Source organism: Pontixanthobacter sp. CEM42, assembly GCF_017812015.1.
GTDB lineage: Bacteria > Pseudomonadota > Alphaproteobacteria > Sphingomonadales > Sphingomonadaceae > Pontixanthobacter.
The window spans coordinates 304,613-327,025 of sequence record NZ_JADQTN010000001.1; the positions used below are offsets into that span (position 1 = coordinate 304,613).

23 protein-coding genes are annotated in these 22,413 nt (G+C 58.0%); 10 read left to right on the forward strand and 13 right to left on the reverse strand.

Going from position 1 to position 22,413, the window contains the following annotated elements; translation table 11 throughout:
- The first annotated feature begins 14 nt into the window (after nt 1-14).
- Both J9777_RS01380 and J9777_RS01385 read left to right on the forward strand, forming a co-directional pair.
- On the forward strand, nt 15-2,135 hold the full coding sequence (locus J9777_RS01380; RefSeq protein ID WP_348631903.1) for a BamA/TamA family outer membrane protein: 2,121 nt from the start codon (nt 15-17) through the stop codon (nt 2,133-2,135).
- Nucleotides 2,135-6,295 (forward strand): translocation/assembly module TamB domain-containing protein, encoded by a 4,161-nt coding sequence (locus J9777_RS01385; protein ID WP_209347010.1) that lies wholly within the window; start codon nt 2,135-2,137, stop codon nt 6,293-6,295. Before J9777_RS01380 ends, J9777_RS01385 begins: the two co-directional genes overlap by 1 nt.
- On the opposite strand, the gene J9777_RS01390 is transcribed toward J9777_RS01385, so the two are convergent.
- Nucleotides 6,289-6,672: a hypothetical protein gene (locus J9777_RS01390; RefSeq protein ID WP_209347011.1), complete on the reverse strand. Its 384-nt coding sequence runs from the start codon at nt 6,670-6,672 to the stop codon at nt 6,289-6,291. The genes J9777_RS01385 and J9777_RS01390 overlap by 7 nt on opposite strands.
- Nucleotides 6,669-7,310, reverse strand: coding sequence for a lysozyme (locus tag J9777_RS01395; protein WP_209347012.1), 642 nt, complete (start codon nt 7,308-7,310; stop codon nt 6,669-6,671). Before J9777_RS01395 ends, J9777_RS01390 begins: the two co-directional genes overlap by 4 nt.
- Nucleotides 7,311-7,496: 186 nt before the next feature.
- On the opposite strand from J9777_RS01395, the gene J9777_RS01400 reads away from it, so the two are divergent.
- The 3 genes from J9777_RS01400 to J9777_RS01410 are packed head-to-tail and all read left to right on the forward strand — an operon-like array spanning nt 7,497 to nt 9,161.
- Complete coding sequence (locus J9777_RS01400) at nt 7,497-7,712, forward strand: helix-turn-helix transcriptional regulator (protein ID WP_209347013.1); 216 nt, start codon at nt 7,497-7,499, stop codon at nt 7,710-7,712.
- Nucleotides 7,712-8,371 carry a hypothetical protein gene (locus tag J9777_RS01405; RefSeq protein ID WP_209347014.1) on the forward strand — a complete coding sequence of 220 codons (660 nt, stop codon included), beginning with the start codon at nt 7,712-7,714 and terminating at the stop codon, nt 8,369-8,371. Before J9777_RS01400 ends, J9777_RS01405 begins: the two co-directional genes overlap by 1 nt.
- Before the next feature lie 31 nt (nt 8,372-8,402).
- Nucleotides 8,403-9,161 carry a hypothetical protein gene (locus J9777_RS01410; RefSeq protein WP_209347015.1) on the forward strand — a complete coding sequence of 253 codons (759 nt, stop codon included), beginning with the start codon at nt 8,403-8,405 and terminating at the stop codon, nt 9,159-9,161.
- A 23-nt stretch (nt 9,162-9,184) separates the two neighbouring features.
- On the opposite strand, the gene J9777_RS01415 is transcribed toward J9777_RS01410, so the two are convergent.
- Nucleotides 9,185-9,712, reverse strand: coding sequence for a cytochrome c (locus J9777_RS01415; RefSeq protein ID WP_209347016.1), 528 nt, complete (start codon nt 9,710-9,712; stop codon nt 9,185-9,187).
- 73 nt (nt 9,713-9,785) lie between these two features.
- Here J9777_RS01415 and J9777_RS01420 point away from each other — a divergent pair, with 73 nt between their 5' ends.
- Nucleotides 9,786-10,118, forward strand: coding sequence for a helix-turn-helix transcriptional regulator (locus tag J9777_RS01420; protein ID WP_209347017.1), 333 nt, complete (start codon nt 9,786-9,788; stop codon nt 10,116-10,118).
- Nucleotides 10,100-10,741 carry a hypothetical protein gene (locus J9777_RS01425; protein WP_209347018.1) on the forward strand — a complete coding sequence of 214 codons (642 nt, stop codon included), beginning with the start codon at nt 10,100-10,102 and terminating at the stop codon, nt 10,739-10,741. Before J9777_RS01420 ends, J9777_RS01425 begins: the two co-directional genes overlap by 19 nt.
- A 66-nt stretch (nt 10,742-10,807) precedes the next feature.
- Here the strand turns inward: J9777_RS01425 and glnA are convergent, their stop codons facing one another.
- The 5 genes from glnA to J9777_RS01450 form a co-directional block, all read right to left on the reverse strand.
- The gene (gene glnA / locus J9777_RS01430) at nt 10,808-12,217 is read right to left on the reverse strand and encodes a type I glutamate--ammonia ligase (RefSeq protein ID WP_209347019.1); all 1,410 of its coding nucleotides are present in this window, start codon (nt 12,215-12,217) and stop codon (nt 10,808-10,810) included.
- 83 nt (nt 12,218-12,300) lie between these two features.
- Nucleotides 12,301-12,639 carry a P-II family nitrogen regulator gene (locus J9777_RS01435; protein ID WP_209347020.1) on the reverse strand — a complete coding sequence of 113 codons (339 nt, stop codon included), beginning with the start codon at nt 12,637-12,639 and terminating at the stop codon, nt 12,301-12,303.
- A 280-nt stretch (nt 12,640-12,919) separates the two neighbouring features.
- Nucleotides 12,920-13,855, reverse strand: a complete 936-nt coding sequence (argC, locus tag J9777_RS01440) for an N-acetyl-gamma-glutamyl-phosphate reductase (protein WP_209347021.1) — start codon at nt 13,853-13,855, stop codon at nt 12,920-12,922.
- Entirely contained in the window at nt 13,852-14,202 is a 351-nt protein-coding gene (locus J9777_RS01445) for a hypothetical protein (protein WP_348631904.1), read from the reverse strand. The genes argC and J9777_RS01445 overlap by 4 nt, the downstream gene beginning before the upstream one ends.
- A gap of 118 nt (nt 14,203-14,320) precedes the next feature.
- Nucleotides 14,321-15,706 (reverse strand): leucyl aminopeptidase family protein, encoded by a 1,386-nt coding sequence (locus tag J9777_RS01450; RefSeq protein ID WP_209347022.1) that lies wholly within the window; start codon nt 15,704-15,706, stop codon nt 14,321-14,323.
- 96 nt (nt 15,707-15,802) lie between these two features.
- Here J9777_RS01450 and map point away from each other — a divergent pair, with 96 nt between their 5' ends.
- Nucleotides 15,803-16,630, forward strand: coding sequence for a type I methionyl aminopeptidase (gene map, locus J9777_RS01455; RefSeq protein WP_209347023.1), 828 nt, complete (start codon nt 15,803-15,805; stop codon nt 16,628-16,630).
- Here map and J9777_RS01460 read toward each other — a convergent pair.
- Together J9777_RS01460 and ccmA are read right to left on the reverse strand one after the other, a co-directional pair.
- On the reverse strand, nt 16,627-17,280 hold the full coding sequence (locus J9777_RS01460) for a heme exporter protein CcmB (protein WP_209347024.1): 654 nt from the start codon (nt 17,278-17,280) through the stop codon (nt 16,627-16,629). The genes map and J9777_RS01460 overlap by 4 nt on opposite strands.
- A complete protein-coding gene (ccmA, locus tag J9777_RS01465; RefSeq protein ID WP_209347025.1) occupies nt 17,277-17,861 on the reverse strand; it encodes a heme ABC exporter ATP-binding protein CcmA in 585 nt (194 codons plus the stop codon). The genes J9777_RS01460 and ccmA overlap by 4 nt, the downstream gene beginning before the upstream one ends.
- Nucleotides 17,862-17,925: 64 nt before the next feature.
- Between ccmA and J9777_RS01470 the strand changes: the two genes are divergently transcribed.
- Nucleotides 17,926-18,228, forward strand: coding sequence for a 4a-hydroxytetrahydrobiopterin dehydratase (locus tag J9777_RS01470; protein ID WP_209347026.1), 303 nt, complete (start codon nt 17,926-17,928; stop codon nt 18,226-18,228).
- A gap of 22 nt (nt 18,229-18,250) precedes the next feature.
- On the opposite strand, the gene J9777_RS01475 is transcribed toward J9777_RS01470, so the two are convergent.
- From J9777_RS01475 to J9777_RS01485, 3 genes are all read right to left on the reverse strand, one after another.
- Complete coding sequence (locus J9777_RS01475) at nt 18,251-19,057, reverse strand: SDR family oxidoreductase (protein ID WP_348631906.1); 807 nt, start codon at nt 19,055-19,057, stop codon at nt 18,251-18,253.
- 38 nt (nt 19,058-19,095) lie between these two features.
- Nucleotides 19,096-21,024 (reverse strand): S9 family peptidase, encoded by a 1,929-nt coding sequence (locus J9777_RS01480; RefSeq protein WP_209347028.1) that lies wholly within the window; start codon nt 21,022-21,024, stop codon nt 19,096-19,098.
- Nucleotides 21,025-21,110: 86 nt separating this feature from the next.
- Entirely contained in the window at nt 21,111-21,728 is a 618-nt protein-coding gene (locus tag J9777_RS01485; RefSeq protein WP_209347029.1) for a DNA-3-methyladenine glycosylase 2 family protein, read from the reverse strand.
- A 95-nt stretch (nt 21,729-21,823) separates the two neighbouring features.
- On the opposite strand from J9777_RS01485, the gene J9777_RS01490 reads away from it, so the two are divergent.
- Complete coding sequence (locus J9777_RS01490) at nt 21,824-22,141, forward strand: 2Fe-2S iron-sulfur cluster-binding protein (RefSeq protein ID WP_209347030.1); 318 nt, start codon at nt 21,824-21,826, stop codon at nt 22,139-22,141.
- Nucleotides 22,142-22,413: the final 272 nt, after the last annotated feature.

Sequence of the window (22,413 nt, forward strand, 5' to 3'; positions counted from 1 at the left end):
CGCGTTTGCGCCAGGTGGCTTGGATTGCTGCGGGTGCGTTGCTGCTCGCTGGTTGGACGACCGGTAGTGCGCCGGTATTCGCTCAAGATCCCGATTCACAGAACCTTGATGATCTGATCCCCGATTCTGCGGTGGAGAATGCTGAGGCATGGGCGGAGGATAGATCCGTTCCGGCTCCTGATGCCGACGTAACGGTGCAGCCTGATGAACCACTGGCGGAAATTCCCGAGCTTAGCGTTGAATGGCCGGATGATCTGGACCTTCCGCCAATCGAACCGCTGGAACCCGATGAAGACATCCGGTTTGCAGACACGAACTTACCGCCATTGCCGACTTTGCCAAGCGCTGCGCTTGACCGGATCGGCGATGATCTGGTGCTGGCATTTCCGGACAATGGCAGCGGCTTTCCGCAACGCGATGCATTTGTCAGTCGCTTCAGAGCGCTTTCGACCATCGCTGATCTTTCCAATGGCGATGAGAGCATTGCACAGCTCGCCGCGAGAGCGCGAGCCGACCAAGAGCTGTTGTCCGAAATGCTGCGGATTTATGGCTATTATGATGCGCAAGTTGTCCGCACTGTCGGTGGATTGCGCCCGGGCGCAGATGTGGCCGATGAACGACTGACGGTCCGCTTCGATATAATTCCCGGTCAGCGCTACAGCTTTGGTGCAATCGATCTGGGCAATCTCGGCACGGCTATTGATGCAGAGCGTCTTCGCAGCGCCTTTGAGATACAAACTGGCGATCCGCTGTCGAGCGACAAGATTGTCGAAGAACAGCTCGATCTCGATACCGCTTTGGGCGAAGGCGGCTATCCGTTTGCCGAGATGGGCGAACCCGATCTTCTCATCGATCACCGAGAAACGCGCGGAGATTTAACGCTGCCGGTGGAGCCGAACGGCAAATACACGTTTGGCGAAGTGGTCAGCTCCGACCCTGGCTTCCTGTCCGGCAAGCATATCGGATCGATTGCCCGTTTTGAACAAGGTGACATCTATCAGCGAAGTCTGACATTGGATTTGCGCCGCGCAGTGACCGCGACGGGGCTGGTATCTTCGGTCTCGGTAACCCCACGCGAAGTGACCCCGCCAACCGAAACCGAGCCGGGCGTTGTCGCTATGGACGTCGAAATGACCAAGGCGCCGTTGCGGACGATTGCAGGCGCGGTTGGTTATGGTTCGGAGGAAGGCTTCCGGCTGCAAGCAAGCTGGGAACATCGCAATTTCTTCCCGCCAGAGGGGGCGCTGAAATTCCGCGGAATTCTGGGTACACAGGAACAACTCGCAGGTGTTACTTTCCGCAAGAACAATTTCGGTGGTCGTGACAAAATCCTCACGCTGGATGCTTATGCCAGCACAATTGATAGCGACGCGTTTGATGCACGGACGGTGGCTTTCGTTGCCAATTACGAGCGTACTTCGAATCTGCTGTTCCAAAAGCCTCTGAGCTGGAGTGTCGGTTTTGAAGCCATCGCCACGAGCGAGCGACCGCCAGTGGTGAACGGTGTTGTGCCACCGCGCGAAACGTTCTTCGTTGGCGCGCTGCCGGTGAGCGCATTGATTGATACAACCGACAATCTGCTTAACCCGACCGAGGGATTCCGCGTTGGTGCTAGGCTCTCCCCGGAGGTGTCGAGCAACAATGGTGTTCAGAGTTTTTATCTCCGCGGGCAAGCGGATGCGAGTTACTACAAAGCGATCAATGATCGTGTGGTAATGGCGGGGCGCGTCCGGTTTGGTGCGATCCCCGGAACCGATCTGGACAATATCGCACCGTCACGGCGGCTCTATGCTGGCGGCGGCAGTTCGGTGCGGGGTTACGGGTTCCAACAGATTGGCCCGACAGATGCTTTGGGTGACCCAAGTGGTGGACGGTCACTTGTGGAATTCTCGCTCGAAGCGCGGATAAAAACCGGCTTTCTTGATGGTGCGGTATCGGTCGTTCCATTCGTGGATGCCGGTTCGGTGAGCAATGACACGACGCCTGATCTCGATGAAATCAAAGTGGGTGTCGGCATGGGAGTGCGTTATGACACCGGCTTCGGCCCAATCCGGGTCGATGTTGGTGTGCCGCTGAATCCTGGGCCGAACGACAATCCGGTAGCGGTCTATGTATCGCTGGGGCAGGCCTTCTGATGAGTGAAGCTCCTGCCAAGAAATCAAAGCGGTCGCGCTTGTTCAAATGGACAGCCGGAATCGTGCTTGGCTTGCTACTTGTGATTGTAGCGGGCTTAGCGTTCTTCAACAGCCCGTTCGGCAAGCGCTTTATTGCTGATCAGATCGCTCAAGTCGCACCCGCATCCGGCCTAAGGTTCGAAGTCGGCCGGATTGAGGGCGATATCTTCGAAGATGCCATTCTGCATGATGTGACAGTGTCCGATCCCCAAGGCGAGTTTCTGACGATACCGGTCGTAGAACTGGATTGGCGGCCTGTGAGTTGGATCACAAGCGGCTTGGATATCCGCAATCTAACCGCGCGCCGCGGTACGTTGCTGCGGGTGCCAGAGCTCTTGCCGGGTGACCCGGACGCGCCGATCTTGCCGGATTTCGACATCCGCATCGACCGGTTCGAGATGGATAATCTGACGCTGGCAGCAGGCGTGGTCGGTGATAAAGAACAGCGTGTCGATATGCTGGTCAAGGCGGATATCCGCGATGGCCGCGTCTTTGCTGAGATTGATGGCGATCTGGGGGCCGAAGACGAGCTCTACGCGCTCATCGATGCGGAACCCGACGGCGACCGCTTCGATCTCAAGCTGGAGTATGATGCACCCGCTGACGGCGTGCTCGCCGGATTGATCGGAGCAGAGGTTGGCTATTCCGCCAAACTGGTCGGCGATGGGAGTTGGAGCAACTGGACCGGCAATTTCGTCGCACAGCGCGAGGAAGATGCGATCGCCGCGTTCCGGATTACCAATGCTCGCGGGCAATATCGTGTGCTTGGGCAGGTCTATCCGTCTGAATTGGTCTCAGGCCTCACTGCCAACGCATTCGGCGAAGCAGTGTCGCTCGATGCAAAAGGGACTTTGCTCGATAGCGTTCTCAACGGATCGGTGGAGGTTGAAGGTCGGGCATTCTTGGGGGCAGGTGAAGGCGCGATCGATTTAGCGGGCAACAGCTTCGACGATTTCACAGTTATCGCGCGGCTAACCGATCCCGATCTGCTCGGCGGTGGAATGCGGATCGAAGGCGGCAATCTGGCCGCTACACTGGATGGCGCCTTTCGCGATTTGGCCATCGAGCATATCCTCGCGGCTGATAGATTCGTAACGGGTGAGACGCGTATTGCCGATCTCCGTCAGCAAGGGACGGCCACCTATGACGGAGCGCATTGGACGCTCCCGCTGGGTACCAATATCGGCCGCATTGAAACCGGAAATGTGTTGGCCGATCCGCGGCTGGTCGGCGGAAGGCTGAATGGCACCGTGATCTATACCGGCAGACAGGTTTTGTCGGACAACCTCGCGATCACTTTCCCCGATGCGAATGCGCGGCTCTCTCTATTCGGCGATACGGGAACCGGAATGTACGCCTTGCGCGGGCCAGTCACTGCAAGCGGTCTGCCACTTGAGAATATCGGGATATTGAACGGAACCGCCGATATCAATTTGCTGATCGGGAGCAATGCGCCTTGGGTGCTGCGCGCCGATTTCGATGGCCGGATACCGCGCGTGACCAATGACACGCTCGCCAATCTCGCCGGTCCGGACATTCGCCTGCGTGGCGGTATCTCGCTTGGCTCGGTCGCGCCCGTCGATTTCCGCAACGTCCGTCTAGCAGCAGAGAAACTGTCGCTGGTTATGGATGGAAACGTTCGTGAAGGCAGCACCAGCATTACCGGCAACGGTACGCATCAAGACTACGGTGATTTCACCGTCGAAGCCGCTTTTGCAGATAGCGGGCCAACTGCGACTTTGGTGTTCGCCAGCCCGCTGCCAGCTGCTGGATTGGAAGATGTCCGCGTAGCGATTGCACCAAGCGAAGAGGGTTTCGATATTTCGACCGAAGGGCAGTCGCTGCTCGGTGCGTTCAACGGCGAACTTGGACTGATAGCGCCTGCCGATGGCCCGACGCAGTTGGCCATTCGCGAACTCAATATTTGGAAGACTGCTGTTGAAGGAAATCTGACGCTGGCAGTTGGCGGTGCCGATGGGAGGCTTACGCTCAGCGGTGGCGGTCTGGCCGGCCGGATCGGTTTGGCGACGCGCGACGGAGGGCAGGAGTTCTCATTCGAAATCGACGCTAACCGCGCGCAATTTGGGGGCGATACACCGATTTCGATTGCCAGCGCCGATTTGGAAGGGCGCGGCTATCTGAAAGAAGGTAACTCGACGGTCGAAGCCAACGTGGTGGGGCAGGGCTTCAGCTATGGGACGTTGTTCGTCGGCAGAATGGCTGCAACTGCAGAGCTGGAGAATGGCAGCGGCGTTGCAACGGCTTCGCTCGCCGGACGGCGGGGTAGCCGGTTCAACCTGCAACTCAATGCCGGGATCGAACCTGAGCGGATCGCTGTTGCTGGGCGAGGGGACTTCGCCGGCAAGCGCATCACCATGCCGAGGCGCGCAGTCTTGTCCAAGCAGGGCGACGGCGGCTGGCAGCTAGCGGATACCCAGATCACTTACGGCAATGGCGGATTGATTGCGTCGGGCGAATTTGGCGGCGGAACGACCAGAGTCGATCTGGCGCTGGAAGACATGCCTCTCTCGCTGGTTGATCTGGCGATTGCCGACATGGGGCTGGGCGGGACAATCTCTGGCTTGATCGATTTTCGCTCTGCAGCGGGCGGTTTGCCGTCAGGCAATGCGCGTGTGCAGATTGACAACCTCACGCGCTCTGGCCTCGTTCTTTCGTCGAAGCCGATTGATCTGGCGCTGGTTTCGAAGCTCTCGGCGAACGAATTGGAACTGCGCGCTGTTGCCGATGAAGGTGGCACGCGGCGCGGCCGAGTGCAGGCGCGGATCAGCGCATTGCCGCAGTCGGGCGGTCTCGTATCGCGGTTGCGTCGCGGAAATCTGTTCGGGCAATTGCGCTATAACGGGCCGGCTGCATCTTTGTGGCGGCTCGCCGTGATTGAAGCATTCGATCTGACCGGTCCGTTGGCTGTGACTGCGAATGTGAGCGGCACAATCGCCGATCCGAGCGTCCGTGGTTCGCTGCAGAGCAACGATCTCCGCGTGCAAAGCGCACTGTCTGGTACCGACATCCAAAATATGTCTGTTCGCGGCAGTTTCTCTGGTTCCCGCCTCCGGCTTTCCCGTTTCTCCGGGAAGACGGCGAATGGTGGCAGTGTGTCGGGCAGCGGTACCATTGACCTTGTCGATCTGGGTGAACGCGGTCCGGCGCTTGATATCAAAGTTGCGGCGAAGAATGCGAGGCTGCTCAACGCCAACGGTATCGATGCCACCATCACTGGCCCGCTGCGGCTGATATCAAACGGTATTGGCGGTACCATCGCCGGACGTGTGCAGGTTGACCTTGCGGCATGGGCGCTGGGCAGCGCGGCGGAGCAAGCGGGACTGCCGCAAATCAAAACTCGCGAGATTAATATTCCCGCCGATATTGCCCCGGCCAGAGCGCGTTATCGTCCGTGGCGCTATATGATTGATGCCAAAGCCAACAGCCGGGTCGATGTCGATGGCTTGGGCCTCGATAGCGAGTGGAGCGCGGATATCCGGCTGCGCGGAACAACCGACGATCCGCGAATGGGCGGTGAGGCACGGGTGGTGCGCGGCTATTACAGTTTTGCCGGAACCCGTTTTGAACTGACGCGCGGGCGGATCGACTTTAACGAGAATGAACCGATTGATCCGCGCCTCGATATCGTTGCCGAAACCGACAGAACTGGGCTCAGCGTCGAAGTCGCGGTGCAGGGCAACGCTCTAACGCCGGAGATCACTTTCAGCTCGACCCCTGCTTTGCCTGAGGAGGAAATCCTGTCGCGTCTGCTGTTCGGCGGCTCGATCACTGAACTCTCGGCCACCGATGCGCTGCAATTGGGCACCGCACTGGCCAGCCTGCGCGGTGGAGCGGGGCTTGATCCGATCAACGCCTTGCGCACCGCAATCGGGCTGGACCGGCTCAGGATCGTCAGCGCCGATCCCGCTTTGAACAGAGGCACCGGTGTGGCGATTGGCAAGAATATTGGCCGGCGTTTCTATGTTGAACTCATCACCGACGGGCGCGGTTATAGCGCGACCGAGGCAGAGTTCCGGATCACCAGTTGGCTGTCTCTGCTCGCCAATGTTTCCACTTTGGGCCGTGAAAGCGTAGTGGCCGAGATCAGTCGCGATTACTGACTGCTTTTGGCTTCCAGTGCGTCGAGCCGCTGGTCATGCTCCTGATCTTTGAGCCGCGATTGCTCGGAATAGAGGTCTTGCCCGTCCATCCAACCACCGCGTTGGGTCAGTTCGCTTTGCATATTCTGCGATACTACCACCAGCATTGCGATGTTCTCGGTTAGCTTGTCGATCTTTTCGCTATTGGTATTCGCGGTCGAGCTGGCCTGCGAAATCTGGAGCATAATGAGTGAAAATCCGCCGACGATTAAAATGCTGAATGCGGCAATGCCCAGCTTGATCCAGAGATCGGCCTGAACCTTTGCGCTGAGCCCGAGGCGTTCGGGTTTTAGTGCTTCCAGTATGGCAGATGCATCGGGCGAGAGCGGCGCGTTCATGCAGGCTTCCCGTAAAGCTTGGCCTCTGCGTTACGGCGCCGGGTCAGCCCTTTCATCACCCGGCCGCCCGCGCGGTTCCAACGGGAAAATTCGCGCAAGGCGGCGGCATAGTCGCCGGCTTTGTGGCGTTTTGTGAGGGTAGCCCGACCAATCGCGCCGGTGTTGTAGTGAAAGCTTACCAACGCGTCGAACTGGTTCTGTGTGACGGGCGCACCGTCCAGCGCGCGCGCAACATCGTCGGCGTAGCGAACGAGATCGCGCTCTAAGCGCTCGTCGCATTCCGCGCGCGTCCACGCTGTTCCGGGGCCAATCCGGCCTTGGCCATCCAGTCCCGGGCCAGTTGCGCCCCAGCCGATTGTCCACGGATCACCGCCGGTTCCGGGGTCAGGATAGGCCTCCACCATCCCGTCGCTGCGTAGTCGTGCGCAGCCTTCAAATTGCTTGATCAATGCGATTCCCCGCGCGCCAATCCTACACGATGGAACACTTGGAACAGGGTCCAGAGATGAATTATCCGATACGGCGGTTGCCTCATCAATTGCCCGGTCCAGAGCATCGACTTTGCTCTGTTTGAAGCCTCTGCCAAGCATTTGGCGAACGGCGGCGAAGATAGCGGAGCGGTTGAGTGTTTGGGACATGGGGGCCTCGTTGAGTCGGGTAAGGAGACCGGACAATTAGGCAGGAAGATGCCGAGTAGGAAAATTGTTTTTTGCGCAAGCCACCGGGAGGCATCCGTTATCGGCTGGCCCAAATCTGTAAAGAGCTCTTGACTGACAAGAGTTCTTTACAGTAAAGAGATCTTTACAGGTAATAAGGATGATTCGGTGCTCAATCGATTAAAAGAATACCGCGAGGGGCGGGGCTGGAGCCAAGGTGCTCTTGCTAAATTGCTTGGCGTGTCACGCCAAACGATCAACGCGGTGGAGACCGACAAATATGATCCCAGCCTGCCGCTGGCGCTGCGCATGGCGAAGCTTTTTGAAGTGAGCGTGCCAGAGCTATTCATTGATGATTGGGAACCCGAAGAAGGAGCAGAATGATGTCCGAACAAACCCGCGGCCAAACACAAGAACGAACCCTCATGAAGAAATTCGGTATTCCGATGATTGCAGGCGCAGTCGCCGGCTTTATTGCTTCCTTTGCAATCGTAACGGTAATGAACCGCGGGGCTTTCGGCGATCTCGATGCATCGCGTGAAGTCGCGATGCTCGTCGCCGTTCTCTATGTGATTACCGGCGCTTCAGTATTGATCGGGGCCTTCAGCCCGGCGCTCGGTTCGCGCTTCCTCAATGTCGAAGATGCCGATGAATTGCGCGAGCAGAAGACGATGCTGACATATTCAGCGATTGGCATGTTCGCTCTCGCAGGAGCGCTGGCTTTGGCGGCGCTTGCAGCTCCGGTTGGTCCGGTGCCAGCGACTATTGCGGTGACCGGCTTTGCGATGATGCTGTTGCTCACATGGTTCACGGGAAAGCGGCAGGAACAGCATATGGACGAATTGATGAAAGCTGTCTCGCGGGACACAGCTGCAACGGCTTTCTATCTGGTATTTCTTATCGGCGGAACGTGGGCTCTGTTGGGGCATGTCGGGTGGACCGCAGCTCCGAAGGCGCTCGACTGGCTTACGATGTTCGTCGTGCTGATGCTCGTTGCGTCTTTCTGGGCCGCTGGGAAACGCGGGATGCTCAACCGCCGTTGACGGGCAGGGCGCTCGGCGGCACAGGTCTGCAATGCCGTTCTTCACGCCTAAACCGCCGATTACCAAGGATGAGTTCGACTGGTTGATTGCGTGTTTTGCTTGGCTGCGGACGGTACTGGATGATCGCGGAGTGACGCCGCAATTCGTGCTGCCGGGCCATCCGATGTTGGACAGCGCACGAACAGCGAATGAGCTGTTCGATGCGGTCAAGATCCTTGCCGGCATGGAGCAATGGCCGTGCCGGTTGGAGAAGGTCGATGATGATTTCGATCCGGGCGACATCCGTATCCAGCAGGAGGGCAACAGCGCTTGCGGGACATTCTCGGTTGAAGATGGCGAGGCGGTGATCCGGTACAGCGACAGCATGTTGCAAAAGCCCGACGCGCTGACCGCCACTTTTGCGCATGAGCTGTGCCACTATCTCTTGTGCAATGCGGGCGATCCGCCGGGTGGACCCGATTTGATTGAGCATTCCACCGATTGCGCGGCCGCCTATATCGGCTTCGGTGTGTTCCTAGCCAATGGCGCGCGCGAGTTTGCGCAATTCAATGACGGTGAATGGTCAGGCTGGCGGGCATCGACAACCGGTTATCTCTCCGAGCAGGCTCTAGTCACAGCGACCGCAATTTTCGCGCAGTTGCATGGCCATGATCTCGCGGGCGCTGAGATTGCGCTCAAGCCCTATTTGCAAAAGGACTTGCGCAAAGCGGTGAAGGCCGTGCGGCACGCGCACCCGGATGTCTTGCAGTCGCTCGATGGCGTGAATCTGCTCGACTGGAATTACGAGTAGTACCGCCGTGTTAAGCGGCTACCTCAATTCTGTGCTTGCACTTCTTTCTTTCGATCCCGGCGGAATGTGTCGTGACAGCTTGAGCATGTCTCACGCACCAGTGCCCATTGCGCTTTGAATGCGTCGGCGTCTCCGGATGCGGCAATGTCTGCTAGACTCGTTGCACGCTTCGCGTAGAGCCCTGCGATCCGTTCGAACTCCTCGCGCTCGGACCAGACGGTTGGGAGCGCGTTGGTCTCCTCGTTGACTGAACCCTCGGGAAACATGCCCGGCAATGCCTTGGCCCATCCAGCGAGCGCGCGCGCGGAGAACGCTAGTCCTTTCACATCGCCGCCGCTGTTCATCACCCCGAACATGCCGCCGAATAGCCCAGCTGACATCCAATAGCCTGCGCGCCGGCCAGCCACGAGGTCATCAACACTCATCTCTACCGCGGGTTGATGCGCGGCTGCTTGCGGAGCGGGCTGCGCGATGTCACCATGCTTTGCCGAGACTGCCGAGGTGAGTGCAAGCGAAGCAGACAGTATGAGAATGAGCGATTGCGGCTTCATGGATATCCTCCGAGATCAGGTTGCATTTATCAGATTAATTTATACTACAATGTAGTACATATAGGATATGGACGTGGAATCCAATAAGAATCTGGGCGAGTTCGAGATGCTGGTGCTGGCGGCCATCCTGCGGCAGGGCGGTGACGCGTACGGTGTTAGCATCAAGCAGGATATCGAAGCGCGCGCTGATCGGTCGCCGTCATTGGGCGCGCTTTACGCAACTCTTGCGCGGCTGGAGAAGAAGCAGCTGGTGCGCTCCACAATGGGCGAAGCAACGAAAGAGCGCGGCGGGCGGGCCAAGCGCCTCTACACCATTGAGCCGCTCGGGCAGCGTTTGCTTGAGCAGTCTATCTTGGCGCTGCGCAATATGACCGATGGATTGGTTTCATGGAGGTTTGGCGTGTGAGCCAGCAAGGCCATGACCCTTTGCCACTACTCGCGCGTGTCCTGCTCGGCTGGTTGGCGGGGCCCGCCTATAAAGAGCATGTTTTGGGCGATTTGCAGGAAGAGCTGTCCGAAAGGCAGGAGGGCGGCGAAGGTCGCATATGGATATGGAAGCAAGTCGTGATCGCGATTCCCGGCTTGCTCGCTCTGCGCACACAAGACTGGAATTTCAGAGCAATCGGACTGACGGTGATTTTGACCTTTGCGGCCTATGTCCTGCTGATCATTCTGAGCGTGACTGTCACCCGGCCCATCATGATGAGCATGCGCGATAGCTTCTCTGGCGGACCGTCATGGGATTATCTGTATTTCTATATGCTTGTCCGGCTGCCCGGCGTGTTCTTGGTTGGGGCGGCGATGGCGTATCTGACTTTTAAGCCAGCCACCGGCTTTCTCGGAAACTTTGTATGGCGAATGCTGCCACTGCTCCTGATCCTGATTGTGCCACAGATTTGGTACCTCCTCGCCGAAGGACAGGAGGAGTTCGCCGCGGGCCGGATCATTCGTGCTTTCGCCGATGGCATGGTTTTGTACGGAGCCGCTTACTGTGGACAATGGTTGAAGCTGCGCCAATTGGGCAAGTAGGGTGGGCAAAGAAAAAGGCGGCCGGATTGCTCCGGACGCCTTTTCTGATGTCGTGTGTGACGCGAATTACGCGCTATAATACATGTCGAATTCGACCGCTGCCGGAGTAGTTTCCAAGCGGCTGACTTCTTCCCATTTGAGTTCGGTATAGGCCATGATCTGGTCCTTGCTGAACACGTCGCCTTTGAGCAGGAAGTCATGATCGGCTTCGAGCGCCTCAAGCGCTTCACGCAGGGAACCGCAGACTGTTGGCACGTCGGCCAATTCGGCTGGCGGCAGATCGTAGAGGTTCTTGTCCATTGCTTCGCCGGGGTGAATCTTGTTCACGATACCGTCGATGCCGGCCATCATCAGCGCAGCCGATGAAAGATACGGGTTGGCCAACGCATCGGGGAAGCGGAACTCGACGCGCTTGGCTTTCTCGCCAGCGCCGTACGGAATACGGCAGGATGCCGAACGGTTGCGGGCCGAGTAAGCGAGCAGCACAGGTGCTTCAAAGCCCGGTACCAGACGCTTATAGCTGTTGGTGGTCGGGTTAGTGAAGGCGTTGAGCGCTTTCGCATGTTTGATCACACCGCCGATGTAGTAAAGGCAAGTGTCCGACAGACCGGCATAGCCATTGCCTGCAAAGGTGTTCTTGCCATCGTTCCAGATCGACATGTGGGTGTGCATTCCGCTGCCGTTATCGTCTTTAATCGGCTTCGGCATGAAAGTCGCGGTTTTGCCATAGGCATGGGCAACTTGCTGCACGACATATTTGTAGATCTGCATGTTATCGGCAGATTCGAGCAGCGTCGCGAAAGTCACGCCCAGCTCGTGCTGAGCGGCCGCAACTTCATGGTGATGCTTGTCGCAAGGCAGACCCATCTCAAGCATCGTCGCGACCATTTCGCTACGAATGTCGACAGCGCTATCGACTGGAGCAACAGGGAAGTATCCGCCCTTGGCACGTGGACGGTGCGCCATGTTGCCGCTGTCATATTCCTTGCCGCTGTTGGTTGGCAGTTCGACATCGTCGATCATGAAGCCCGAACCGGCATAACCGTCTTCGAAGCGAACATCGTCAAACATGAAGAACTCGGCTTCGGTACCCACGAAGATCGTGTCACCAAGGCCAGCAGCTTTCACATATTCTTGTGCGCGTTTTGCGGTCGAGCGTGGGTCGCGGGCGTAGAGTTCGCCGGTTGATGGCTCAACAATATCGCAGAACAGGATCATCATCGGCGTCGCACTGAACGGATCGATATAGTGGCGGTCCAGATCAGGACGCAGGATCATGTCACTTTCGTTGATGACTTTCCAACCTTCGATCGATGAACCATCGAACATCAGGCCGTCTTCCAGCTCGTCTTCACCCAATACGGATGAAACGATGGTCAAGTGCTGCCACTTGCCTTTCGGGTCGGTGAAACGAAGATCGACCCATTCGATGTCTTTCTCTTCGATAGCTTTGAGGATGTCTTTTGCGGTAGCCATAATGTTCCCTTTGGCAAATTGAGTGGGAGGGCAGTGAAACTGGTTGGCGATGGCCTGCCCCGTGCGGCCAAAGCCTCGAAATTCTAAATCGCGTCGTCGTCCTTCTCACCGGTGCGGATGCGCAAAGCGCTTTCGATGGGTGAGACGAAGACTTTACCGTCGCCGATGCGCCCGGTTTGTGCGGCGGCGGCGATGGCCTCAACTACGCGCTCTGCAGTGGCGTCAGATACGACGACTTCGAGCTTAACTTTGGGCAGGAAATCGACGACATATTCAGCGCCGCGATAAAGTTCGGTGTGGCCCTTCTGGCGTCCGAAGCCCTTGGCTTCGGTGACAGTGATTCCCGACACGCCGACTTCGTGCAGCGCTTCCTTCACTTCGTCGAGCTTGAAGGGTTTGATGATCGCTTCGATCTTTTTCACACGTACCTCTTTCGGGCCTCTCAATATTCAGGGGCCAAAATGACGCCAGCCCCCTGCGCAATTGGCCGACTCCGCATTGGCGGGGCCGGTCCATCGGAATTCCGATGGAATACTATCCAAGAACCGTGCCAGAACCAGCTTGTTCCGAGATTGTGTTGAGTAGGCCGCGCAACCCTCACAGAGTCCAGCGGAATATCGAGAATTGCTACGCAGGAGTGATCGGTGGAGCAGTGCGAAAGCTACAATCCTGCTCGATTCAAGGGCATGCCATGCCCAATAATTAGGCAGTCAGATTAAGCCCGGTGTCCGCTGCCAGTCCAGCCATCAGATTGAGCGATTGGACTGCTGCACCGCTGGCGCCTTTACCGAGATTGTCCAGCTTTGCGATCAGGCGGACTTGTTCGCCCATGCCGTCGAAGAATACGTGCAGCGTCATGCCATCGCATGGCGCGGCGTCTTTGCGCAGTAGCAACTCGCTTTGATCCGCGCCGAGTGGTTCGACCGTGACAATGGGGGAGCCCTCATAGAACTCGCTCAGTGCTTTGTGCATTCGCACTGGACCGGTGCCCGAGCCCATCGCCGCGAGCGGGATCGGGACTTCGACAAACATCCCGCGATGGGCATCCACCACAGCGGGTGAAAATAGCGGTGCATGTTTGAGCCGTGCGTATTGCTTCATCTCGCCTAGATGCTTGTGGCCCATCGACAGACCATATCCGCGCCAAGCGATCGTCTGGTCACCCTCAAACCGGTCAATTAGCGCGTTGCCGCCACCGGAGAAGCCCGACACGGCATTGACCGAATATGGCCAGTCTGCGGGCAAGTTCTTCGACCTGACAAGCGGCGCAATCAGCGCGAGAAATCCGGTCGGATAGCAGCCGGGGTTGCTGACCCGCTTGGCACCCGCAACTTCCTCAGCGCCAACCAATTCGGGGAAGCCGTAAGTCCAACCATCGGCCACGCGGTGCGCGGTGGATGCGTCGATCACTTTGGTCCGGTCATTGTCGATTAATGCCACAGATTCGCGCGCAGCTGCGTCGGGCAGGCACAGGATTGCAACGTCGCAATCGTTCAATGCTTCGCGGCGGGCTTCGGCGTCTTTGCGTAGATCATCAGGCAGAGTGACCAGCGCAAACTCGCTCCGTCCAGATAGCCGCTCGCGGATTTCAAGACCGGTTGTTCCGGCTGCGCCGTCGATAAATACGGAAGTGGTCATACCGATTGCGGCGTGACGGAATCTTTCGGGACGTAGCCGCTCGGGCCATCAGCACTGACGCACCCCCAGCACCAGTCACCGGCAACATCGAGAACCTCGAAAGTCGAACCTGCGTCAAGCGTGGTGACAGTGTCCGAGTGGGCATCCGCCTCCAGCTTCAGAGCGACCGGATCGCTGCCAACAGTATGGAATTGCGGGATAACATAATGCGGGACAAGATAGCGGTCGGCTAGCGCGATATGCGCCAGATCACCGCGCAGTGGCAGCGTTCCGGGCTCCGGGCGCACCATTGGCCCTTTCAAGCCAAGTATACCCTCTGGCAATCCGTATTGCGCTGCTTTGCTCACAGTCTTTGTTTGCCCCTGTTCGCGTCCACCATCAAGCGGATTGGCGCGCTTATACTCGCCAAAACACTACAGGCAAGTTTCGGGGTATGCTTGACCGTGTGAACGCCAGAGTGATCGCCTATTCGCCGTAGCGAGCGCTGAGCATATGGAACGCGGCGCGCAGACCGTAAGCGGCTCCGCCTTTGGGGCGCCCGGGCTTGGGGAAGGGACGCCACGCAAAGGTGTCGAAATGCGCCCATTCAATGTCATCGCCGACGAATTTGTCGAGGAACAGTCCCGCTACGCTGGCTCCGGCATAGGGATTGGCGTGGGCGTTGTTCAGGTCCGCGATGTCCGAATTGAGCCACTCGGCATAGCCGGCCGGGAGCGGTAGCCTCCACGGTTCATCATCATGCGCGCGACCAGCGGCGATGAGATCGTCCGCAGTCTTGTCCTGGCGCGTCATCAACGCCGGAAGATCAGGACCGAGCGCAATCCGCGCCGCGCCGGTGAGCGTGGCGAAGTCGATCAGCAGCTCAGGATTGTCTTCGCTCGCTCGGGTGAGGGCATCGCCGAGAATCAAGCGACCCTCCGCATCTGTATTGCCGATTTCAACCGTCAGGCCTTTGCGTGTTCGCAGCACGTCGCCGGGACGGAAAGCATTGCTGGAAATGGCATTTTCGACCGTGGGGACCAGCAGGTGTAGCCGCACTTTCAGGCCCGCACCCATGATCAGATCGGCCAGCGCAATAGCATGCGCCGCGCCGCCCATATCCTTCTTCATCAACTTCATACCGACCGCTGATTTGATATCTAGGCCGCCCGAATCGAAGCTGACACCTTTGCCGACAATGGCGATGCGTGGGTGCCTTTCGTCGCCCCATTCCATCTGGATCAGACGTGGCGCATGCGCTCGCGATGCTGCGCGACCAACCGCGTGGATCATCGGATAGTCATTTTCCAAGGCGTCGCCCTTGGTGACTTTGATTTCGGCTTTGTATTTCTTCGCAACGCGCTCGGCTTCGGCCTCAATCGCGGCTGGCCCCATATCTTCTGCGGGCGTGTTGACCATATCGCAGACTAGATTGACTGCTTCTGCCTCTGCAATCGCAGCATCGATATGCTTCGCTTGCTTGCTCAGAAGAATGCGCGCGCCGGGTGCGTCATCGTCTTTCTTATAGCGTTCGAATGTGTGCTGCGCGGTTACCCAGCCATGCATTGCAGCCTTTGGATCGTCCGATGCCAAACGGTAGGTGCCTTCGGGCAAAGTCTCTGCCAGCTTGGCGAGGCAATAACTGGAAAGTTCTTCGGGATCCGAAACACCGCCAACCGCGAACCAATTCTCACCGTCGGGCACTATGCCGACCTGATGTGCGGCGCCTTCAAATTTCTGCGCTTTTAGCGCGGCACGCTGGCCAGCTTTCAACTCTTTGGCGAAAGCATCATAGCCGCTTTTGTTGGTGAGGTGGATTGTGACCGCATCTTGCCCGCGGTCTGCCTGGATCAGATCATCTTTTTTGCTCATCGAGGCTATGTAGCGATTGCAGGCGCTCTGCCAAGTCTTGGGTCACGGGTCGACTCCACACTCGCAATTTCACGCACGCATAGCTATGTGGACCGCATGACAGAATATCAGATGATCGAAGGCACAGAGACCGTTGTTCGCGACGGCACAATCAAGCTGCACGGACCGGCGGGCTTTGAAGGCATGCGCAAGGCAGGCCAATTGGCCGCGAGCATCCTCGACGAGATAGCACCGATGGTGCAGCCCGGTGTCACGACGGCGGCGATTGATGACAAGATTCGTGAGCTGATGCTGGATGGTGGATCAGTGCCTGCGACGCTTGGTTATCGCGGTTATACGCATAGCTGCTGCATCTCGATCAACCATGTGATTTGCCACGGAATTCCGTCCGACAAGAAGCTCAAAGACGGTGACATCGTCAATATCGATGTGACCCCGCTGCTGGACGGCTGGCACGGCGATACCAGCCGTATGTATTTTGTCGGCGATGTGCCGCTAAAAGCGCGCAAACTGGTCGATGTGACGTATGAATGCCTGATGCTTGGCATCGAACAAGCACAACCAGGCAATCGCTTGGGTGATATCGGCGCGGCAATTTTGGAGCATGCGCAAAAGCACCGCTACGGCGTGGTCCGCGAATTTTGCGGGCATGGATTGGGCCGTTTGTTCCATGACGCGCCAGAGGTTGTTCATGCGGCAAAGGCAGGCACTGGCCCTGAGCTAAAACCGGGCATGTTTTTCACCATCGAACCGATGATCAATATCGGCAAACCATGGGGCAAGATGCTCGCCGATGGTTGGACCGCAGTGACCCGCGATAAATCGCTAAGCGCACAGTTTGAACACTCGCTGGCGATTACCGAGACGGGGAATGAGATTTTCACGACGAGCCCCAAGGGGCTGCATCAGCCGCCGTATAGCTAACCCTCCCGTGCTGCCCTGATCGCTGCGCCGCCCGCAAAGGGTGCTATCGCTATTAACAACAGACTGAATGCACCGGCATAGGCGATGCCGCTGGTGTCGGCGCGGGCGAGGCTGCCGGCGCCGAAGATCAGGATTGGCACGGCGAGCGGGATCAGCATTAGGCCTGACAACGCCGCTCCTCCGCGCAACCCTGCGGTTAGGGCAGCGATCATGACGCCGATAGCGGCGAGGCCGGGCGTGCCGGCTAGCAGACCCAAGAGAACAAGGCGGACTGTGTCGCCCTCCAATCCGAGAAGAGCGGCGGCTGGCAATGTTGCGATCAGTAGTAGCGGTGCGAAGCTCAGCCAATGGGCGAGTACTCTGATCGCAACCACCATCTCTTCCGACACACCGCGCAGTGCCAATTGGTCGAACACACCCAATTCCAGATCGGGGGCAATGAGCCGGTCCAGCGGCAGTATTGCTGCAAGCAGAGCCGCGATCCAAATCACGCCGCCGCCGGTCTGTGCAAGAAGCGGCGCGTCGGGTCCAACGGCAAAAGGATAGAGCACCGCCACCGCTACAAAGAACAACAGCGGCAGCATTGTCCCGCCCCGTCTTCCCCCAGGAAGAAGCATTTGCAAATCGCGCATGAGGAGCTTGCCGATCATGCGGTGTAGTCCCCCAACGCTAGCGTCTTGGCATCAGGCAAATTGATCGATTGGTGGGAAGCGGCGATGCAAATCCCGCCGCTGCCGCAATGCGCTGCGATCAGTCCCTCGATCTTCGCGACACCATCATCGTCCAAACCATTGAGCGGTTCGTCCAGCAGCCAGATTTGGGCGTTCTGATTGAGCATTCGTGCAAAGGCAGCGCGCTTTCTCTGACCGGTCGATAGGAAACGAATCGGCACATCGAGCAGGTCGGCAATTCCCATCGCACCGCAGCTCGCGGCGATGTCCTCGTGGCCATCCATGCTGGCCCAAAATTTGAGCGCATTGCCGAGTGCCAATTGCGGATCAAGCGCCGCCTTCTCATCGACCATTGCGAGCGTGCCAGTGTGTGCAGTGCTACCCTCAAAAGGGTTCAGCAGTCCTGCCAATATCCGCATCAAGCTGGTTTTGCCGATGCCGTTGGTACCGGTGATGTGCAGCGCCCCTCCGCCCTGCATTTCCAAATTCAACCCGCGAAACAGCACGCGATCACCTCTGCGGCATGCGAGATTGGTTGCGGAAAGGCTGCAGGCTTGCATGGCGGTGCGCGATAGGGGAAAGGTTGCCCCCTAACAAGCCAGCCAACATTTTACGGAGAATGCCATGAGCGTCGCGAGACTAACCCAAGCCGAGATGGACGCAGCTTTGACCGATCTGCCTGAATGGGCACCAGCGCGCGATGGCACCGCGATTGAACGGCATCTGAAGTTTGACAATTTCGTCGAGGCATTCGGCATTATGACCAGCATCGCGATCCTCGCGGAGAAGCAGGATCACCATCCCGAATGGTTCAATGTCTATAACCGCGTCGAGATTACCCTGACCACGCATGATGTACCGGGCGACGGCAATGGCCTGTCCGCGCGTGACGTGACACTGGCGAAGGCGATTGACGCGCTGGTTTAGTTTGGGAGCTTAGTTTGAGAGCTTATTTACCCAGCGGGCGGCTGTTCTGACGCACCATCTTGCGCAAACGGCCCGGCATCCAGCGGGCGGCGAAGCCTATACTCTTTGCAGATTTACCGACCAGCGTGTGCAGCTTTTCACCATGCACCGCGATCCATGCGGCTTTCGCAACCTCTTCCACTGGAGTGATCTCCAGACCGGCCTCTTTCACTCTTTCGCGGATGGCTTCATTTGTGCCTGCATTGGGCGCATGTTCGAGCAAAGGTGTGTCGATGAAGCTGGGCATCAGAGAGCGGACTTTGATCCCAAATTCATCCCATTCCGCATCGAGCGATTCTGTGATCGCACGCACGCCGAACTTGGTCGCGGAATAGACCGATGCGCCGCCGGTACCATATATCCCGGCAGCACTGGCAGTGTTGAGCAGGCAAGAATCCGGTGCGGTTTTCTTGAGGTGGGCGAGAGCAGCTTGTGCCCCGAAGAATACACCTTTCAAATTGATGTCGAGGCAGCGCTCGATCTCCTCGACCGAGTTCTCGCTAAGCGATCCGCCAAGCGGAATTCCGGCATTGTTGAACAGCACATCCATGCGCCCGCCCGATGCCTGGACAAAGGCTTCTAGCGCCGTGTCCCAAGCCGCACGATCACGTACATCGAATTTGTGGCTGAACGAAGCGCCATCAGGGATCAGTGCAGCGGTGCCTTTCATGCCCTCGCTATCGATATCCCCCAGCCCGACAAACCAGCCGCGTGCGCCGAAATATTGCGCGACCGCACGGCCAATCCCGGACCCACCGCCCGTAATGAAAATCGCCTTATGATCGCTCACGCACGCACTCCTGAATCTTATTTTCGGGACGCTTTGGCTTATACGAGCGCTTCGCTCAAGCCTTTCACATGCTGCGCGCCTTCGACCAATTCTGCGGTCGATGCGGATACGGTGTCGCCGATAGGCTCCGACCGGCCGCCCAGCCATTCCGCGAGGAAGTTCTCGGTCACCGCGTTGAACGCGATATTGTTGGCGGGATTGGCGAAACCGTGGCCTTCATCGGGGTAGAGGACATAGGTCACTGGAATGCCTTTTTCCTTCATCGCGCCAACGATCTGGTCGCTCTCTGCCTGATTGACGCGCGGATCGTTTGCGCCTTGGCCGATCAGTAGAGGTTTCACGATATTGCCCGCGGAATTGAGCGGACTGCGCTCCTTCAACATCGCAAGGCCCTCTGGCGTATTGGGGTTGCCCATCCGCTCATGGAATTGCGCGATCATCGGCTCCCAGTAAGGCGGGATAGTCGCGAGCAATGTCTCGAGATTGGACGGGCCGACAATGTCGACGCCGCAAGCGAATATATCGGGCGTGAAGGTCAATCCGGCCAGCGTCGCATAGCCGCCATAGGACCCACCCATGATCGCGATTTTGTCTGCCTGCGCGATGCCTTTGTCGACCGCCCATTGGACTGCATCGATCAGATCATCATGCATCGTTTTGCCCCACTGCAAATCCGCAGCAGAGATGAAGTCTTTGCCGAAGCCGGTAGAGCCGCGGAAGTTCACGCTCAGCACTGCATAGCCACGATTGGCGAGCCATTGGTGGTACGAGTTGAAACCATAAGCATCGCGTGCCCATGGTCCGCCATGGACCAGCAGGACCATCGGAACGGGGTCGTCTGCGCCAGCCGGAGCGGTCAGATAAGACGGCAGCGTTAGACCATCGCGCGCTTTCAATTCCAACGTCTGCATCGGTTGCAATGGTGCGCCAACCAGCTCTGGCCGACCGGTGTAGAAGTCGGTCAGCGTCTGCGCTTCGCGGTCATAAATATAGGTCTGCGCCGGCGCGGTCAGCGGATCGTTCCAGATGATCCATTTGGTATCATCTTCGGTCCGGCTGGAGACGCCGAAATCGCCTTCCAGCTTCTCGCCGAGCCAGTCGAGCGATGCGCCGATATCGGGATCAATAGCGGTCCATTCGGTCGTCAGGTAAGTGAAGGAATAGGCCTGCACTTCGCCGGTTTTCGGATGGCCCATCACGCCGCCAATATCGGCCTTGTCATTTTCTGCAATCAGGGTGCGTTCGCCGGTTTCGACATTGTGCGCAAACAGGGCGGCAGTGTTACGGCCGCGGCTGTCGATCCAATACATGATCGAACCGTCAGCGGTGAAGCCGGCGGGCTGGGTGGTTAGCGAATCTTCGAGGCCGGTGCTGTCGCTGGGTTCCTCTGCGATTGCACCATCAACAATCGGGAAGAAGTCCATTCCGCCTTCTGCATTGGGCGCGACCGCCAATCGCAGTTCCAGATTATCATCGGCCATAAATCCGGCATAGGCATCGTTCTGCTGGACTAATGTGAGTTCACCCGAATTGAGATCGAGCAGATAGGCGTCGTGGAACCGCGCATCACGGTTGTTCAGCCCGATCAGGATTTTGTCACGGATGGTTTCGGATGATCCGATCATATCGACGCGGGTATTTTCGAAATCGGTCAGAGTGCGCTCTTTGGCGGTGGCGATATCGATGCCGTAGAGCAGGAAATTTTCGTCGCCGCCCTTGTCTTGTATATAGAGTAGGCTCTGCGCATCGGGTGCCCAGAAATATTGCTGGATCGGGCGTTCCGTCGCGCTCGTCATTGCCTTGCCGGCAGCGGGTTCATCAGATGGAGCCATCCACACATTCAGCACGCCATCGAGCGGTGCCAGCCAGCTGAGCCATCTTCCATCCGGGCTGATTTGCCCGCCCGCTTTGGTGGGATTGCCGAATAGATGTTCGCGCGGAATCAAGGGTGTTGTTTCAGTGGTCATAAGGTGTCGGCTTTCTGAGTGACTAGCTGGCGTGAACCTCAATATTGGGGCTCGGGCCGCGCAATCAACCGACAAGGCTTATCCTGTCAGAGCGCCGGATTATCGTAACAATGCCACGAGAATATCGCGAGGGCACCGCGATGGGGGCTGTACTTCTCAGCCAACGCGCGCGCTTCTTTTTCTGAAGGGCGTTCGGGCAGTTTTAGCAGTTTGTGCATCGCTGCCTGCACAGCCAGATCGCCAGCAGGCCAGATGTCGGGACGACCCTCGGCGAACAGCAGATAAATCTCCGCTGACCAGCGCCCGATACCTTTAATGCGCGTGAGTTCAGCGATGGCGTCCTCATCATCTTCAGGCAAATTGTCGAGTTTCAGCTCCTCGCTCACTACCAGCTCGCACAGCGACCGGGCGTAACCTTGCTTTTGCCGTGACAGGCCGCATGCACGCAGTGCGTCGAAATCGCGTGAGAGCAATTCGTCGGGTGCGATATCCTCGCCCAATTCGATCTCTAGCTTGTTCCACACGGATGCCGCCGCAGCGACGCTGACTTGCTGACCAACAATGGTGCGCAGCAAAGTCCGGTAGCCGGTCGGGCGGATGCGCGGTTCGGGATAGCCAGCGGCTTTCAAAGCTGCGCCAAAGGCGGGTTCTATCGCTGCGGCATGGTCGACGCCCTGCTTGATCTGCTCCGTCGTCAATCCCATTTGCTGTCCCTATCGCTTGCAAAACGCGGTCCTGTCTTTTAGCAGCCGCGCAAATCGGCCATTTCCGGCCTTCAAATATTCGGAGCCTGCTCATCATGCCCAAGCTGATCGTCGTCAACCGTGATGGTGAAGAATCAACCGTAGAAGTCGGCGATGGCCTGACCGTGATGGAAGCTATCCGTGACAATGGCTTTGACGAATTGCTGGCGCTGTGCGGTGGCTGCTGCTCTTGCGCGACTTGCCATGTGCATGTCGATCCGGCGTTTGCAGAGAAGCTGCCAGAGATTAGCGAAGACGAAGATGATCTGCTGGAAAGTTCCGATCACCGCGCCGAAAATTCACGGCTCAGCTGTCAGGTGCCGTTTACCCAAGACCTCGACGGCCTGAAAGTGACCATCGCGCCAGAAGATTGAGTCTGTTTGTTTAGGCCCTCAGTTGCCGGGCGGAATGCATCCGCATTCCTTGGCTACCTCGCATAAGCTCGGGCGGCCGGTCGGCCTTGCGGTCAGCTAGTCGCTGACCGTTCCATTCCAAGCGATCAGCATTGCGCCGGTTCTTGGTCACGGCAGTCAGCGCACGACTGTGCGCCGCCCGGTAGGGCGGAAGCCTAAGTGAGCGGATGCGAACGCCGGCGCCTGAGGCTAAACAAACAACTCTAACCCCCGTAGTTGAACTGCGTTGAACT